The 16,462-nt window shown below is 64.1% G+C and carries 13 protein-coding genes and 1 pseudogene; 6 read left to right on the top strand and 8 right to left on the bottom strand.

Annotated elements, in window-relative coordinates:
• Positions 1-28: 28 nt before the first annotated feature.
• From IC761_RS02340 to IC761_RS02330, 3 genes and pseudogenes are all read left to right on the top strand, one after another.
• Complete coding sequence (locus tag IC761_RS02340) at positions 29-448, top strand: response regulator (protein ID WP_195801705.1); 420 nt, start codon at positions 29-31, stop codon at positions 446-448.
• A complete protein-coding gene (locus tag IC761_RS02335; protein ID WP_195801704.1) occupies positions 426-4,022 on the top strand; it encodes a PAS domain S-box protein in 3,597 nt (1,198 codons plus the stop codon). Before IC761_RS02340 ends, IC761_RS02335 begins: the two co-directional genes overlap by 23 nt.
• Positions 4,023-4,184: 162 nt before the next feature.
• Positions 4,185-6,451 (top strand): annotated as a pseudogene (locus IC761_RS02330) (PAS domain S-box protein); the annotation flags it as partial.
• An 80-nt stretch (positions 6,452-6,531) separates the two neighbouring features.
• Here the strand turns inward: IC761_RS02330 and IC761_RS02325 are convergent.
• Positions 6,532-7,167: a response regulator transcription factor gene (locus IC761_RS02325; protein WP_195801703.1), complete on the bottom strand. Its 636-nt coding sequence runs from the start codon at positions 7,165-7,167 to the stop codon at positions 6,532-6,534.
• 165 nt (positions 7,168-7,332) lie between these two features.
• Here IC761_RS02325 and IC761_RS02320 point away from each other — a divergent pair, with 165 nt between their 5' ends.
• The gene (locus tag IC761_RS02320) at positions 7,333-7,665 is read left to right on the top strand and encodes a hypothetical protein (RefSeq protein ID WP_195801702.1); all 333 of its coding nucleotides are present in this window, start codon (positions 7,333-7,335) and stop codon (positions 7,663-7,665) included.
• A gap of 114 nt (positions 7,666-7,779) precedes the next feature.
• On the opposite strand, the gene IC761_RS02315 is transcribed toward IC761_RS02320, so the two are convergent.
• The 7 genes from IC761_RS02315 to IC761_RS02285 form a co-directional block, all read right to left on the bottom strand.
• Positions 7,780-8,283 (bottom strand): response regulator, encoded by a 504-nt coding sequence (locus tag IC761_RS02315; RefSeq protein ID WP_195801701.1) that lies wholly within the window; start codon positions 8,281-8,283, stop codon positions 7,780-7,782.
• Positions 8,284-8,424: 141 nt separating this feature from the next.
• Positions 8,425-8,742, bottom strand: a complete 318-nt coding sequence (locus tag IC761_RS02310; RefSeq protein ID WP_195801700.1) for a PilZ domain-containing protein — start codon at positions 8,740-8,742, stop codon at positions 8,425-8,427.
• Between the two features lie 2 nt (positions 8,743-8,744).
• The gene (locus IC761_RS02305) at positions 8,745-9,626 is read right to left on the bottom strand and encodes a CheR family methyltransferase (protein ID WP_195801699.1); all 882 of its coding nucleotides are present in this window, start codon (positions 9,624-9,626) and stop codon (positions 8,745-8,747) included.
• Between the two features lie 73 nt (positions 9,627-9,699).
• A complete protein-coding gene (locus IC761_RS02300) occupies positions 9,700-10,086 on the bottom strand; it encodes a response regulator (RefSeq protein WP_018321619.1) in 387 nt (128 codons plus the stop codon).
• A 30-nt stretch (positions 10,087-10,116) separates the two neighbouring features.
• Positions 10,117-10,590, bottom strand: a complete 474-nt coding sequence (locus IC761_RS02295) for a chemotaxis protein CheW (protein ID WP_195801698.1) — start codon at positions 10,588-10,590, stop codon at positions 10,117-10,119.
• 23 nt (positions 10,591-10,613) lie between these two features.
• On the bottom strand, positions 10,614-13,430 hold the full coding sequence (locus IC761_RS02290; protein ID WP_195800063.1) for a hybrid sensor histidine kinase/response regulator: 2,817 nt from the start codon (positions 13,428-13,430) through the stop codon (positions 10,614-10,616).
• 403 nt (positions 13,431-13,833) lie between these two features.
• Positions 13,834-14,241, bottom strand: a complete 408-nt coding sequence (locus IC761_RS02285; protein WP_195804524.1) for a response regulator — start codon at positions 14,239-14,241, stop codon at positions 13,834-13,836.
• A 512-nt stretch (positions 14,242-14,753) separates the two neighbouring features.
• Between IC761_RS02285 and IC761_RS02280 the strand changes: the two genes are divergently transcribed.
• Together IC761_RS02280 and IC761_RS02275 are read left to right on the top strand one after the other, a co-directional pair.
• Positions 14,754-15,461, top strand: a complete 708-nt coding sequence (locus IC761_RS02280) for a Crp/Fnr family transcriptional regulator (protein WP_195804523.1) — start codon at positions 14,754-14,756, stop codon at positions 15,459-15,461.
• A gap of 199 nt (positions 15,462-15,660) precedes the next feature.
• Entirely contained in the window at positions 15,661-16,356 is a 696-nt protein-coding gene (locus IC761_RS02275) for a Crp/Fnr family transcriptional regulator (protein ID WP_195804522.1), read from the top strand.
• Positions 16,357-16,462: the final 106 nt, after the last annotated feature.

Below are 16,462 nucleotides of genomic sequence, written 5' to 3'. Positions count from 1 at the left end.
AGCCCTGCCCGACCCGGAGGTTTCTTACGTGGCCAACATCCTGATCGTGGATGACGACCCGGCCGTCCAGCTCACGATCCGGCTGCTCCTGGAGCGGGCCGGCCATCACGTGACGGTCGCCGGCGACGGCCACAAGGGGCTCGCTCTGTTCGAGGCCAGCCGGTTCGACCTCATGTTCCTCGACATCTTCATGCCCGGCATGGACGGGCTGGAGACAATGCGCCACGTCCGGGCGTTGCACCCGACGATACCGATCGTCGTCATCTCCGGCCGCTCGATCACACCCGACGCCTATGCCGAGCCGGACTTTCTGAAGATGGCGACCAAGCTCGGCGCAGTCGCGAGCTTGCAGAAGCCGTTCCGGGCCGACGCGCTGCTTGCGGCTGTCGATGGCTGCCTGAAGGCGGGCGAGCCGGAGGGGTCCGATGTCAGCTCCGGCCGCCGATGACGAGGACGCCCGCTCTGCGTCCTCCAAGACCGGGCAGCAAGGTGCTTTGGGTGGACCGAAGGCCAATATGACGCTGGCAACGCGCCTGGCCATCGCGATGATCCTGCTGGTCGCGGTTACCGTGGCCGCAGTGGGCTGGCTCGGCTATCGCAACATCAGTCAAGCCGTCATTCCGCGGGTCCTGGAGCGCGTCGAAGCCCAATCGCGCCTGCTGGCGACCAATCTCGAATCCTATGTAGCCGGCGCTCGCGGCGATTTGCTCGGCTATCGCTCCGCGGCGGCCATCAATGGCCTGATCCGCGCTCACATCGGCGGTGGCATCGACGCCATCGACGGCGTTTCGGAGCAAACCTGGCGCGAGCGCATCGCAACGCGGCTCGCGGCCGAGATCGAGGCCAAGCCCAGCTACGGCCAATTTCGAATCATCGGTCTAGACGACGATCAGCGCGAACTGGTTCGCGTCGACCGCTCCGGCCCAAACGGCGCAGCACGGATCGTCCCCAACAGCGAACTGGAGAGCAAGAGCGAGCGAACTTACTTCCGCGAAGCGATGCGACTGGCGCCGGGCGAAATCTACGTCTCGCCCATCGATCTCGCCACCCGCCAAGGGGGGACCACGACCTCTCACATTCCGACGTTGCGGGTAGCGACGCCGCTGTTCACACCGGACGGCAAGCCATTCGGCATCATCATCGCCAATATCGACATGCGTCCCGCGCTCGACCGCATCCGCTCGACTGCGGGTACAGGGGGAGAGATTTACGTCGTGAATTTGCGCGGTGACTATCTCGTCCATCCCGATCCCGCGCGAGAATTCGACTCCTTGCGAGGCCGTCCCACCAACTGGCGCGATGATTTTCCATTTTTTGCGATCCAGGCCGGCAAGCTGGAGGGATCCACGCAGCTTACAGCCGACGGGTCGGGTCGGCCGAGCGGCGCGGCGATCGCGCCGGCGCTGCTCGCCGGCAAGGATTGGGTCGCAATTATCGAGACCGTTCCTCCCGCCGTGTTCGGCCGCGTGCCGGCGGCCATCCAAAAGACATCCTTGCTCGTCGGCGTGCTTGCCGTCCTTGCAGCGGCTTCGCTCGCAGTGCTGCTGGCGCGCTCATTGACTCGCCCGATCGGGCGTCTGACCGCGGCGGTGGAGGCAATCGGCAGCGGACGCCAGGCGGACATTCCCGTCGATGCCAGCGGCGAGACCGGTGTTCTGGCGCGGGCCTTTGCCCGGATGGTGGAAGAGACGCGGGCGAAAACCGCCGCTCTCGAACGCGAAGTTCAGGAGCACCGCCGTACCGAGGCCGCGCGAAGCCATCACGAGGCGCGCGAGCGCCTGTTCAGCGCCGCCGTCGAATCATCCGACGATGCAATCGTGATGCAATCGCTCGATGCCATCATCACGGGCTGGAATCCCGCCGCCGCACGCCTCTATGGCCATTCGGCCGAGGAGGCCATCGGGAAATCCACTTCGATCATCGTCCCGCCCGACCGCCGCGAGCAGGGCAAGGATTATCTCCAGCGGATCGCACGGGGCGAGCCGATCGAACGCTTCGAGACGATCCGTCTGCGGAAGGATGGCACGCCGGTCGAGATCTCACTCAGCCTGTCGCCGATCCGGGGCCCCTCGGGCGAGATCGTCGGCGTTTCGGGGTCGGCAAGCAGCCTGACCGAGGCGCGGCGGGCCGAGCGGGCGCTCCAGCAGCAACTCGAGGAGCGGCGGCAGCTCTTCGACACCTCGCAGGATCTGATCATGATCATGAACTCGCGGGGCCATATCGTGCAGATCAGCCCGAGCTGCGAGGCTATTCTCGGCTACCGCCCGGACGAGATGATCGGCCGCAGCGGCGTCGATTTCATCCATCCCGCCCACCTCGATAAATCCCGCGACGAGATGCGCGCGCTCCGGCGCGGCGGGCACCCGAAGCTTGACGACACAAGATGCTTCCACAAGGACGGGCGGGAGGTCTGGCTGTCCTGGCTCGGCAACTGGTCCGATCAGGCCAAGCGCTTCTTCTTCGTCGGCCGCGACATGACGGAGGCGCGGCACGCGGACGAGGCCTTGCGTGAAAGCGAGCAGCTCGCACGCAACATCGTCGAGACCGCGCTCGATGCCTTCGTCCAGACCGACGAACGCAGCACCATCCTGAACTGGAGCTCGCGGGCCGAGGAGCTGTTCGGCTGGCGGCGCGAGGAAGCGCTGGGGAAGAATGCGGTCGATCTGACCGTCGCCGAGAGTGAACGTGAGAGGGTCAAGCTCGGCCTCGCCCGCTTCCTCGATTCGGCAAGCAGCCAGACGCTCAACCGCCGCCGCGAGCTGATGGTCCGCCGCCGCGACGGCAAGGAATTCAAGGCCGAGCTGAGCGTCACGGCGCTGCGGCGGCGCGAGGGCATCCTGTTCAACGTGTTCTACCGCGACCTCACCGACAAGATCGCCTCCGAGGAGCGGATCCGCCAGGCCGAGAAGATGGAGGCGGTCGGCCAGCTCACCGGCGGCGTGGCGCACGACTTCAACAACATTCTCACCGTCATCACCGGCACGATCGAGATTCTGGCCGACGCCGTGGCGAAGGAGCCGGAGCTTGCGGCGATCACGAAGATGATCGACGAGGCTGCCGGGCGCGGCGCCGAGCTGACCCAGCACCTGCTCGCCTTTGCGCGCAAGCAGCCGCTGCAACCGCGCGAGATCGACGTCAATTCGTTGATCATCGACACCGCAAGGCTGTTGCGGCCGACGCTGGGCGAACAGATCCAGATCGAGTCCGTGTTCGAGGAGGAGAGCTGCGTCGCGATCGTCGATCCTAACCAGCTCACCACCGCGATCCTCAACCTCGCGCTCAACGCGCGCGACGCGATGCCGGACGGCGGCAAGCTGATCGTGGAGACCGGCGCCGCCTATCTCGACGAGGTCTATGCCAGCGCCAACGACGTCCCGCCCGGACACTACGTGCTGATCGCCGTGAGCGACACCGGCTCGGGCATTCCCGCGAACATGCTGGCGCGCGTGTTCGACCCCTTCTTCACCTCGAAGGGGCCCGGCAAGGGCACCGGGCTCGGACTCTCCATGGTCTATGGCTTCATCAAGCAGTCCGCAGGCCACATCAAGATCTACAGCGAGGAAGGCCACGGCACCACGATCAAGATGTACCTGCCGCCCGGCAAGACACCCACGGCGGTCGGCGAAGGCGTGACGCCGGCCTCGATCGAGGGCGGGCACGAGACCATCCTCGTGGTCGAGGACGACCGGCTGGTGCGCGACTACGTTCTGGCGCAGCTGCATTCGCTCGGCTACGTCACCTTGCAGGCCGCCAACGCGGCGGACGCGCTCGCGATCGTCACCAGCGGAAAGCCGTTCGACCTGCTCTTCACCGACGTGATCATGCCCGGCAAGATGAACGGACGGCAGCTCGCCGACGAGGTGTTGAAGACGCGCCCGGATCTGCGGGTGGTCTACACATCCGGCTACACCGAGAATGCGATCATCCATCACGGCCGGCTGGATTCGGGCGTGCTGCTGCTGGCAAAGCCCTATCGCAAATCCGATCTGGCCAGAATCATCCGCAAGGCGCTCAGCGGTTGAGACACGTCAAGATATGCACGAAAACGTGCATATCAGCGGCTACGAGCGACAACCAGCGGGACCGGCTCTCGCTGGATCGCCAAACTACCTGAGATCGCCAAGCGCCCCGGATCGCGAAGGACTTGCAGGGCAACGAAAATCCGCGCAACAATTTCTGACCTTCACACCGCTCGCGAGCACGTGTTCAGCGCAATGGTCGAATCTCCGGATGATGCGATCGTCTCGGAATTGCTGGACGGCACCATCATCGGCTGGAACGACGCAGCAGTCCGCCTCTATGGCTACGCCGCAGATGAAGCCCTCGGCCAATCAATCTCACTGATCGTCCCAGCCGATCGCAGCAAGGAAACAGAGGCAAATCTGAAGCGAATCGCACGGGGCGAGCCGATCGGACCGTACGAGACCCTGCGCTTGCGCAAGGACGGCAGCCCGGTGGAGGTGACCCTGAGCCTCACGCCGATCACGGGGCCGTCCGGCGAGATCATCGGCGCCACCAAGATCGCCCGTAGCGTCTCCGAGGCGAGGCGAACCGAACGCTCTCTGGCGGAGCGGCAACAGCTGTTCGACACCTCGCAAGACCTGATTATGATCACGGACGCGCGGGGCTACGTGGTGCAGATCAGCCCGAGCTGCGAAACCATCCTCGGCTATCGGCCGGAGGAGATGATCGGCCATATCTGCACCATGTTCATGCATCCCGATTATCTGGAGAGTTCCCGTGAGGAGGTGCTGGCGCTGCGGCGCGGCGAGCGGCCGAAACTCTCGGACAATCGCTGCCTCCACAAGAACGGGCACGAAGTCTGGTTGTCCTGGCTCGGCAACTGGTCGGAGCAGACCAAGCGCTTCTTCTTCATCGGACGCGACATGAAGGAGATTCTGCTCGCACAGGCCTCGCTGCGCGAGAGCGAGCGGATCGCCCGCAACATCGTCGAGACATCGCTTGATGCCTTCACCCAGACCGACGAGACCGGCACCATTCTGAATTGGAACTCGCAGGCCGAAAAGCTCTTCGGCTGGCGGCGTGAGGAGGCGATCGGCAGGAATGCGATCGATCTGTTCATCGCCGGCAGCGAACGCGAAAGCGTCAAAGCCGCACTGCAACGCTTCCTGGAGTCCGGAGAAGACCGGCTCAACAATCCGCGGCGCGAAATTGTCGCACGGCAACGCGACGGCAAGGAATTCAGGGCCGAGCTGAGCGTCACGGCGCTGAGGCGACGCGAAGGCATTCTCTTCAACTCGTTCTACCGCGATTTGACCGACAAGATCGCCACCGAGGAGCGCGTCCGCCAGGCCGAGAAGATGGAGGCGATCGGTCAGCTCACGGGCGGCGTGGCACACGATTTCAACAATATCCTCACTGTCATCACGGGCACTATCGGAATTCTGGCGGAGGCGGTGGCGCGGGAGCCGCAGCTTGCGACCATCGCCAGGATGATCGACGAGGCCGCAGCGCGCGGTGCCGAGCTGACCCAGCACCTGCTCGCGTTCGCGCGCAAGCAGCCGCTGCAACCGCGCGAGATCGACGTCAACGTGTTGATCATCGAAACAGCAAAGCTGCTGCGGCCCACGCTCGGCGAGCAGATCGAGATCGAGTCCGTGTTCGAGGACGAGAGCTGCGTCGCGATCGTCGATCCCAGCCAGCTCACCACCGCGATCCTCAACCTCGCGCTCAACGCGCGCGATGCCATGCCCAATGGCGGCAAGCTGATCGTGGAAACGGGTACAGCCTATCTCGACGCGGTCTATGCAGACACCAACGATATCCCTCCCGGTCACTATATGCTGATCGCGGTGAGCGACACTGGCGCCGGTATCCCGCCCCATATGCTCGCCAGGGTGTTCGAACCCTTCTTCACCTCGAAGGAGCCGGGCAAGGGCACCGGGCTCGGGCTCTCGATGGTCTACGCTTCATCAAGCAGTCGGCCGGGCACATCAAGATCTACAGCGAGCCGGGCCACGGCACCACGATCAAGATGTACCTGCCGCCGGGCAACCCGGCCGCTGTCGGCGGCGAGGGAGTGGCACTGGCGCCGATCGAAGGCGGATGCGAGACGATTCTGGTGGTCGAGGACGACCGGCTGGTGCGCGACTACGTGCTGACGCAGCTGCATTCGCTGGGCTACGTCACCTTGCAGGCCGCCAACGCCACGGAGGCGCTCGCGATCGTCACCAGCGGAAAGCCGTTCGACCTGCTGTTCACCGACGTGATCATGCCCGGCAAGATGAACGGACGGCAGCTCGCCGACGAGGTGTTGAAGACGCGCCCGGATCTGCGGGTGGTCTACACATCCGGCTACACCGAGAATGCGATCATCCATCACGGCCGGCTGGATTCGGGCGTGCTGCTGCTGGCAAAGCCCTATCGCAAATCCGATCTGGCCAGAATCATCCGCAAGGCACTGGGCGGCGGGTGTGGCGAGAGCCCGTAGCCTGGATGGAGCCTGTCATCGGGCGGCGCTTTGCACCGACCCGTTGGCTCCATCCAGGCTACGAAACACCACCGGCAGCGTTACGACGCGCGTTGCGCCGCAGTCATCACGATACGGATCAGGTCGGCGGCATTGCGCGCGCCGAGCTTCTTCATGATGTTGGCGCGGTGGTCTTCGATGGTGCGCGGGCTGATCCCGAGCGTGCGGCCGGCCTCCTTGTTGGAGGCGCCGGCGGCGAACTGCTCAAGCACCTCGCGTTCCCTGCGGGTCAACGGCTCGCGTCCGGGGAAATGCAGCGTGCCGAACTTCGGCGATTCATTCTCTGCCTGCCTGCGCGCGTAGGCGCCGATCGCTTCGTCAAGCCGGCCGACAATCTCGCTGCCGCGGAACGGCTTCTCGATGAAGTCGAGCGCACCGCTCTTGATGGCGCCCACCGCCATCGCGATGTCGCCCTGCCCTGAGATCATGAAGATCGGCGCCGGATAGTCCTCGCCATGCAGCTCTTTGAGAATATCGAGTCCTGACTTGCCGGGAATGTGCACGTCGAGCAGCACCGCGGCCGGTGTGCGGCTGCGCGCGACCGAGAGCAGCGCTGCGCCGTCGGCGAAGCAGATCACCTCATAGCCCGCCCCCTTCAACACCATCGACAGGGTGTCGCGAACGGCAGGGTCGTCATCGACCACGAAGATTTCACCACGAGAGGTTTGTTCGGCCATGTGCCACGTCCATTTGCGCCAAGTCGACTTGGCATTAAAGGACTCGCGTCCGCGCCAACCGTTATGGCGTTGAGCGCGGATTCGGCCCACCCGTATTTGTACGGGACATGGACTTAACGCACAAGTAGCGGCAAGGCGCCTAATTGCAGGGGACGGAGAATATCCATGCTAAATTTCGCCGCCACGCCCCCGATCGTCGCGACGCCTGAGGCTGACAGCCATCAGTTGATCGCGGCCGACCTTCGCTCTCTGATCGCGCGGATCGAGATCAGCATGCGCCTGATCGACGCGGCCATGGAACAGACAGACGAGAGCGGTGTTGCGGGTTCTGCTGATATTTTCGTGCTCGACGACGTCACGCCTCGTTATGCCACTGCGAGCGCTGCCCTCAACGCCTGCCGCGCAGGCCTCGGCCATGCGCTCCAGTCCTTGTCGGAATCTGGCAACGCGGCGGCGGTGGCGATGGATGCGGCAAGCCTGCCGCACCCGATCGCATAGCTGTTCCGCGGCCAAAGCGCGTCATCGCGCTTTAGGTTGTTGTTTGGGCATGATCTTTTCGGAAAGCCGCGGCGCACTTTGCGCGGACGCGGCCCTTCGGGTCCGGATCATGCTTTAGGCGCGGTGGCGTTCGACGATCGCGTCGCTCGCGACGCCGCCCCAGGTGTGGATCGCCGGGAGGCCCATCGCCGTCTTGCCGAGATTGGCAAGGCTGATGCGGAGCGCCGCGAGATCGAGCGGCTTCGGCAGGCTCTGAAGCTCGATCCCGACCGAGCGGGCGAAGCTGCGGGCAGCGCTGCGGCGCTTGCCATCCATGCCGCTGATCACGATCACGGAGCCGGCAAATTTCGCCGCCGCCATCTCGCGCAGCACGTCGATGCCGTCGCCATCCTCCAGCACGAGATCGAGCGTCACGCAGTCGAAGCGCGCGGCGCGGAGCTTTTCGATCGCCTCCGCAACCGACGGCGCCACGGTGACTTCGTGGCCGGCCTGCTTGGCGGCGACCGTGATCAGGCTGCGCTGCGTGGCGTCGTCATCGACGACCAGGAGCTGAAGCGCGCGCCGTTCGGCGACATCGGGCAGGTTTGACGGGATGGGGGAGAGAGAGCTTCTTGGCATTTCCGGACCCTGAGATTGATACCGGTCATTGATACACGGTGCGCGCTTAAGCCACGTAAAGCGGCTGGCGCAAATTCGTCCGGATGTTTCAGTAAATGTAAAGCAACGTGTCGGGAATGCGACGGCCGATGGCGCGTCGGGTCAGGCCGCGGCGTCATGGCCGCTGGCGGCGCCACGCTTCTTGCGGTTCTTGCCCCGCAGGAACTGGATGTCCATCTCGGCGCCGTTGACGCGCACCAGCTCACAGCGGCGGTAGGCAAGGCCAGTGGACGACAGCAGCAGGAAGAACTCCTTCAGGTTCAACCCCTGAATCGATCCCTCCACCGTGAGGATCGCATCGGTGTCGGAAATCGCATTCAGCTTGCAGTCGCGGCGCCAGGTGCCGTCGATGGCCATGATGCAGACATCATAACCGCGGCTGAACGTCACCCGTTCTGCGCCCTTTCCATCCTCAGCCATGCTTATCGTCCTGCCATCACCGCCATGCGGGGCGGCGCTGCGCCGGCGACAGCCGGTTTGGCCGCGGCGGCACGCGGATCGTTCGGCTTGTAGAGGCCGCGGCGCTCCGGAATCGGCCTGAACGTGTCGGTCAGACCGACCACGGTTTCGGCCGCACCGAGCACCAGGAAGCCGTCGCCCTCGATCTGGCGGGCGAGGCGGTTGAAGATGTTGATCTTGGTGTCCTGGTCGAAATAAATCAGCACGTTGCGGCAGAAGATGACGTCGAACGTCCCGAGCTGGGCGAAGTCGTGCAGCAGATTGAGCTGCCGGTGCTGGATCATCGCCCGCAGCTCGGGATTGATCTGCCAGGTCTCGCCGGTCTGCTTGAAATACTTCATCAGCATCTGGATCGGCAGGCCGCGCTGCACTTCGAACTGGCTGTAGATGCCGGCCTTGGCCTTCTCCAGCACCTCCTGCGACAGGTCGGTCGCGATGATCTCGACACGCCAGCCGGTCAGTGCCGCGCCCATCTCCTTCAGGCTCATCGCCAGCGAATACGGCTCCTGCCCGGTCGAGCCGGCGGCGCACCAGATGCGCACGCTGCGCCGGCCGGCACGGGCCTTGATGACCTCGGGCATGATGGTGTCGCGGAAATGATCGAACGGGACCTTGTCGCGGAAGAAGAAGGTCTCGTTGGTGGTCATGGCCTCGACCACGTTGGTGATCAGGGCGCTCGAGCCGGCCTGCAGCTTCTGGACGAGTTCGCCGATGCCGGACAGTCCGGCCTTGCGCGCCAGCGGCAGCAGCCGGCTTTCGATCAGATATTGCTTGTCTGCGGACAGGTCGAGACCGGAATGATCCCTCAGGAACTTACGCAGATACTCATACTCGGTCGGGGTCACGGATAGCCTCTCGGAAGCTGTACTGGGAACACTCTGGCCAAAGCGCTCGGAATGAGACCTGGGCCAGCCACACTCAGACCATGGCTTGTCCGACCGGGATCAAGCCAACTTCAGCGAACTTGTCGGCGATGATGTCTTTGTCGAAGGGCTTCATGATGTACTCGTTGGCGCCGCCGCTGAGCGCCTGAGCGATATGAGCCACGTTGTTCTCGGTGGTGCAGAACACCACCTTGGGCTGGTCGCCGCCGGGCAGGCGACGCATGTGGCCCATGAACTCGAAGCCGTCCATCACCGGCATGTTCCAGTCGAGCAGCACCGCATCGGGCAGCTGCCGCTGGCAGATCTCGAGCGCCTTCGAGCCGTCCTCGGCCTCGGTCACTTCGAATTCCAGGCCTTCCAGGATCCGGCGTGCGATCTTGCGAACAACGCTGGAATCATCGACCACCAAACATGTCTTCATTTTGGTTCTCCGGCTTCGATGTTTTTGGGCTTACGCAGCCATTTGCACTTTGGTTTCGAGTTCGAGGACGCGATCGACGTCGAGGACGACCATGAGCTGTCCGTCGAGGCGGTGGACGCCGCCGGCAAGCTTGGCCATGCGGGGATCGAGGTTGACGGGGTTTTCTTCCTTGCCGTCCTCGGCAAGCCGGAGCACCTCGCCGATCTGGTCGATCAGGAGGCCATAGGATTCACCGCGCAGGTCGACGCCGACCGCCATCGCCGTCTTGCCATCCTCGGGCTTGGGCAGGCCGAGGCGGGCGCGCATGTCGACCACGGTGACGATGCGGCCGCGCAGGTTCAACACGCCGGCGATCTCGCGCGAGGACAGGGGAACGCGGGTGACGCGCTCCGGCATGAACACGTCCTGGACGCGGGAGATCGGCAGGCCGAACAGCTGACCGCCGATCATCGCGGTGACGTATTCGACCATGGCGCCTTCGCCAATTTGCGTCTTCTTGCTCATCTCGTGTCTCCTGATCCCGCCGTTTACGCCGCCGCCCGGCTCAGCTCGGAGGCGCCGGCCGCGCCCGCGGTCTGCTCCTTCAGCGCCGCGATCAGGCCGGGCCGGTCGAACTTGGCGACATAATCGTGGAAGCCGGCCTGCCGGCCGCGCTCGATCGCCGCCGGCGACACCAGCGCGGAGAGGCCGATGATCGGCATCGCGCCGAGATTGCTGTCGGAGCGGATAACTTCCGCGAACTCGAACCCGTTCATGTCGGGCATCTCGATGTCGGTCAGGACCACGTCGAAGGTCTGGGCACGCAAGGCAGCCAGGCCTTCCTGCGCGGTCGGCGCGGTGCGGACCCGGTAGCCGGCGGCCTTGAGCACCGGGGCCAGCATGTTGCGGAAGAACGCGCTGTCGTCGACCAAGAGCACCGACTGCGAGTGCATCGACGGCTTCATCTCCTTGCGGGTGAACCAGTCGGCGAACGCCATCGGCAGGAAGTGACCGACGTCGATCACCTCGGTGGCCTGGCCCTTGATCACGGCCGAGCCCAGAATGCCCTGGCTGGAGCCGCCGACCTCGATGTTGAGCCGTTCCTCGACGATGTCGATGATCTCGTCGACGACGAGGCCCATGGAGCGGCCGTCATCGGCGAACACCAGGATCGGTTGCGCCCCCTGGCTTGCGATGGTGACGCCTTCCATGGCCACCAGCGGCATCAGCTGCTCGCGGTACTGCACCATGTAGCGGCCGTTACTGAACTCGATCTTGTCGGCCGGGAGCTCTTCCAGGCGGGTGACGAGCCCGAGCGGGACCGCCTTGGGCTGGGACGAGCCGGCGCGGAACACCAGGAGCGAGGTGGTCTGCTCGCCCGAGCCGATGTGGTGCGCGCCGTTCTCGTCGGCCATGTCATGGGCGGAAGAGCCGGCGGCGCCGAGCGCCTTGGCAATGCCGTTGGGGTCGATGATCATGATGACCGCGCCATCGCCCAGAATGGTGTTGCCGGAGAACATGTCGATGTGACGCAGCTTGGTCGACATCGGCTTGACCACGATTTCTTCGGTGTGGAACACGCCATCGACGACGATGCCAAAGGTCTGGCTGCCGACTTGCGTCACCACGATGAAGCCGTTCTCGGGATCGGAGGCCGCGCCGTCGTCGATCTTCAGGAGCTTCTTGAGGTGGATCAGCGGCAAGAGCTTGTTGCGCAACCGCAGGACAGCCGTGTCCTTGATGCGCTCGATGCGGTGCTCCGAGTTGGCACGGGCCCGCACCAGCTCGACCACCGAGAGCTGCGGGATGGCAAAGCGGTCGCCGGCGGCTTCCACGATCAGCGCGGAGACGATTGCCAAGGTCAGCGGGATCTTGATGGTGACGGAAGAACCTTCACCGGCCACCGACTTGATGTCGATGGTGCCGCCGATCTGGTCGATATTGGTGCGCACCACGTCCATGCCGACGCCGCGGCCGGAGACCGAGGTGATGGCGGCCGCGGTCGAGAAGCCGGGCGCGAAGATGAACTTGTGGATCTGCGCTTCCGACATCTTCTCGAGCTCGGCCTCGCTGACGAGACCTGAGGAGACTGCCTTGGCCTTGATCTTCTCGGTGTTGAGGCCTCTTCCGTTGTCGGCGATGCAGATGATGATGTGGCCGCCTTCGTGATAGGCGGACAGGCGAATGGTGCCCTGCTCGCCCTTGCCGCCGGCGAGACGCTCGGCGGGGGTCTCCAGGCCATGATCGGCGGAGTTGCGCACCATGTGGGTGAGCGGGTCCTTGATCAGATCGAGCACCTGGCGGTCGAGCTCGGTGTCGGCGCCGTGCATCTCCAGCTCGATCTGCTTGCCGAGTTCGCTCGACAGATCCCGGACGATGCGGGGCAGCTTCTGCCAGGCGTTGCCGATCGGCTGCATGCGCGTCTTCATGACGCCTTCCTGCAGCTCGGCGGTGACGTTGGAGAGGCGCTGCAACGGCACCTTGAACTCGGTGTCCTCGTTGCGGCGGGAGATCTCCAGCAGCTGGTTGCGGGTCAAGACCAGCTCGGAGACCATGGTCATCAGGTGCTCCAGCGTATCCACGTTGACGCGGATCGACTGGTTGGCGATGCGGTCGCCTTCAACGACGCTCTCGTCGGCCATCGACTTCTTCGGCGCGGGCTTCTCCTTGGGCGCCTTTTCCTTGGCAGCAGGGGCCGGGGCTTCAGCAGCCGGCGCGGGCTCGGCCTTGACCTCGGCCTTGACCTCGGCCTTGGCAACAGGAGCCGGTGCGGGGGCTTCGATCGCGGTCTCGCGGAAGGCGCGCTCGAGCTCGTCGAGCGAGACTTCGCCCGGACGCAAGGGGCGCTCCAGGGTCTGGTCGATCAGCGAGCCCGTGGTCATGTCTTTGGCGGGAGCGGGCGCTGCGGCGACTGGCGCTTCCGGCACCAGCGGCGGCGCCTCAACGACGGGAGCGGCAACAGGAGCAGCGCCTGCCGCCATTGCGGCCATGCCCTGCTCGACCATTGCCTCTAATTTGTCGATGAGATCGCGGTCGGTGCCCTCGGGCTCGGCCTCGGTCGCCTCCAGCCCCGCCAAAATCTCCTTGATGCGGTCGATCGAGGACAGGATCACCGTCACGGCCTGTCCGGTCACCGGCATGCCGTCGCGGAATTTGCCCATCAGCGTCTCGCCGGCATGCGCCAGCGCTTCAAGCCGCGGCAACCCGAGGAAGCCGCACGTACCCTTGATGGTGTGGACCAGGCGGAAGATGTTATCCAGGATCTTGGCGTTGTTCGGCTCCTGCTCGAACTTCACCAGCTGATTGTCGACGGTGTCCAGGCTCTCGCTGGTCTCCGTCAAAAACTCCCGCAACAGATCATCCATGGAGAACGCCTTACTGATCTGGACTTCGATGAAATCGACGGAAGCCCGCTCCTAGATCGTTAGACAACCCATTTCACAGTCCCGTTAATTTCAGCCTCCGTGCTAATACGGATATTGAAGAGAAGTTTGCGTTTCGACTGCATGCGCCGACGTTTTTCGGCAAAGGCTGCGCCATGGCTGATGTGGCGGATGCAACAGGTAAACGCGCCGATAATGGCGTCGCGACACCCGCAAAAAAATCCAGCCCGCGAGGGATGATATGCACGGGCCGCGCGAATTGAATCAAATCACTCGCAATCGGAATCGGGCGGGAGACCGCTCGGTGGTCTGCGGCTGAAATCCGCAGGAGCCGCACTTGCGGTAAACGGACGCTTACTTCAGGGCCGCTGCGATGGACGCCGCGCTAACCCAAGTGCACAGCGGCCGCACGGTGCTCCGCAAGACAATCCCTGATCGCGGCGAGCAACGCGTCCGGCGTGAACGGCTTGCGCAGACAGCGCGCCGCGCCGAGCTCCAGCGCCATCCGCAGGAAATCGGGCGCGGGCGAGTTCAGATTTGCGAAGGCGTAGCCGGACATCGCGATCAACGGAATGGCGGGCGCGCACTCATGGAAGATCCGGATCGATTCGAAGCCGCGCATATGCGGCATGAAGATGTCGATGATCATCAGATCGATCTGTTCGTGTTCGAGCGCGCGAAGTCCTGCTTCTCCTCCTTCGGCGATCGTCACCCTAAAATTGCTCCGCTGGAGACAGAGCTCGATGGCCAGGCACACCATCGGGTCGTCGTCGACAACGAGAATATGGCGCAGACTTTCTGTCCCCGTTTGAGTTTCCCGCTTCGGCGATTCAATAATTGAACCGTGGGGCACGCCTTTCTCCTCTGGCTTGGATCGAAATGGTGACGGCCGCGCGCGCGGTCGTCCTGAAGCCGACGACGGACCGGATAGATGCAAAATCCACGGCCACTCGGCGCAATGGCTCAAAGCAATCGCTGACGGCTGAAATCAATTGGTGGACGAGCAAGGCGGCTCTGATCGGCCGGCGTCCGATGGAGCTGCGGGGCCAATCGCTGCCGTCGACTGCGCGCTTCCAGCTCATCAAGGCCCCCTTGCCTCTTTTTCCCGATCAACGATCGAGCCCGGCTCGCCCGCGGTGTGCGCGAATCAGTGCGCGCAGTTTCTTATTTCCGCCGCAAATGCGACAAGCTGTCTGCCCCCCAACGGGTATATGGACAGCAACACAACTACTGAGGTAGTTTTGGATTACCGCGCAACTGGATAACGAGGGCACCATGCCGACGAACGCGCTGGATCGATCCTGCATGACCGCGAGCGCCCCTCCATCCAATCAGTTGCTGCAAATGCTCGACGCGAGCGATCTCGATCTGCTGCGCTCCCACCTCGTCACGATTGAAATGGTCAGAGGGACTGTCTTGGGTGAGGCAGGCCTGGCGCAGCGACATGTCTACTTTCCACATGGTGGAACCGTGTCGATCATTGTGGGCCTCTCCGAAGGGCAGACGATCGAGGTCGCGATGCTGGGCCGCGACAGTGTCGTCGGCGGCGGCGCTGCGCTCGCCGACGGAATCGCGCCGGCGGACGCCGTCGTGCTGTTCCCGGGAAGGGCTTCTGCCCTTGAAATTGCGGCTTTCCGGGCCATCGCTGCCGCGAGCGCGACGTTCCGCACCTTGATGATCCGACATGAGCAAGCCCTGCTCGCACATGCGCAGCAATCGCTGCTCTGCAATACCCTGCACCCGGTCGAAGCACGACTGGCGCGCTGGCTCTTGCGTGCCCGGGACCTCTCCGACAGCGACCTCCTTCCGCTCACCCAAGAGGTTCTGGCCCAGATGATGGGCGTGCGGCGCAACGCCATTTCGCTCGTCGCGCATGCGTTGCAACGCGCCGGCATCATTTGCTACGGCCGCGGCCAGATCGACATCACCAATTTGCGCGCCCTGGAGATAACGTCCTGCGACTGTTACGCCGCCGTAAAGGCCCACCACGAGCGTCTGTTCGAGGCCTGGTGATGACGCCAGCGCCGAAGCCAGCGGCTGCATGCCGACGCGCACACAAGCCGGTATCAACTGATCGCCGAACCTCCGGCAGTGAACAATGTACCAATTGCCAATATATCCCGACGTGAACATGAGAGAATTTTCCCGTGCTGGAGCGAACTCGCCGTAAGCGGTTCCCCGGTCGAGGAGACGGGAGGCAGTCTTGGAAACGATGGTGCGCCCATCCAACGGTTTCCTGTCGGCACTGTCGGCCGACGACTATGAACTGATCCGTGCATATCTGCGTACGGTCGATCTGCCGCATGACGCGGTGCTGGTGGAGACCGGTGAGACGCTGAAGCGCGCCTATTTCCCTCACCGCGGCGTGATCTCGCTGGTCGTGAAGCTCGCCAAGGGCGAGCATGTACAAGTCGCCATGATCGGCCGCGACAGCCTGCTTGGAACGCTCTCGACCATGGGCGATGCGTGCGCTCTGAACACGGCGGTGGTGCTGGTCCCCGGCGTCGCCTCGGTGATGGACCTCGATCGGCTGCGCATGGCCGCCGATCAGAGCACGACGCTGCGGACGCTGCTGACGCGCCACGGACTGGCGGTCTACGCGCAGGTGCAGCAGACCGCTGGCTGCAACGCGGCCCATCCGGTGGAATCGCGACTGTCGCGTTGCCTGTTGCACACCCATGATCTGTCGGGCGACTACCGGCTGCTGCTGACCCAGGAGGCCATGGCGCAGATGATCGGGGCACGGCGCAACAGCGTCTCCCTGGTCGCCAATACGTTGCAGCAGGCCAATTTCATCCATTACAGCCGTGGGCACATCCAGATCCTCAACCTGGACGGACTGCGCCAGACCGCGTGCGAATGCTACGCCACGGTCAAGGGCCAATACGACAGGCTGCTCGGGTCCTGACGACGGGCCAACGCGCTTGCGCGGAGCGGCACATGGTAAACCAATCGCTTACGGCCGCCTGCAAAGGCCGCTTGTCTCGCTACCGGAACCGCAATCGGAATGGGTT

The organism is Bradyrhizobium commune (assembly GCF_015624505.1).
GTDB classification, from domain to species: Bacteria; Pseudomonadota; Alphaproteobacteria; order Rhizobiales; family Xanthobacteraceae; genus Bradyrhizobium; species Bradyrhizobium commune.
The sequence above is the reverse complement of the archived record's forward strand: the minus strand, read 5'-3'. Positions and strand labels throughout refer to the sequence as shown.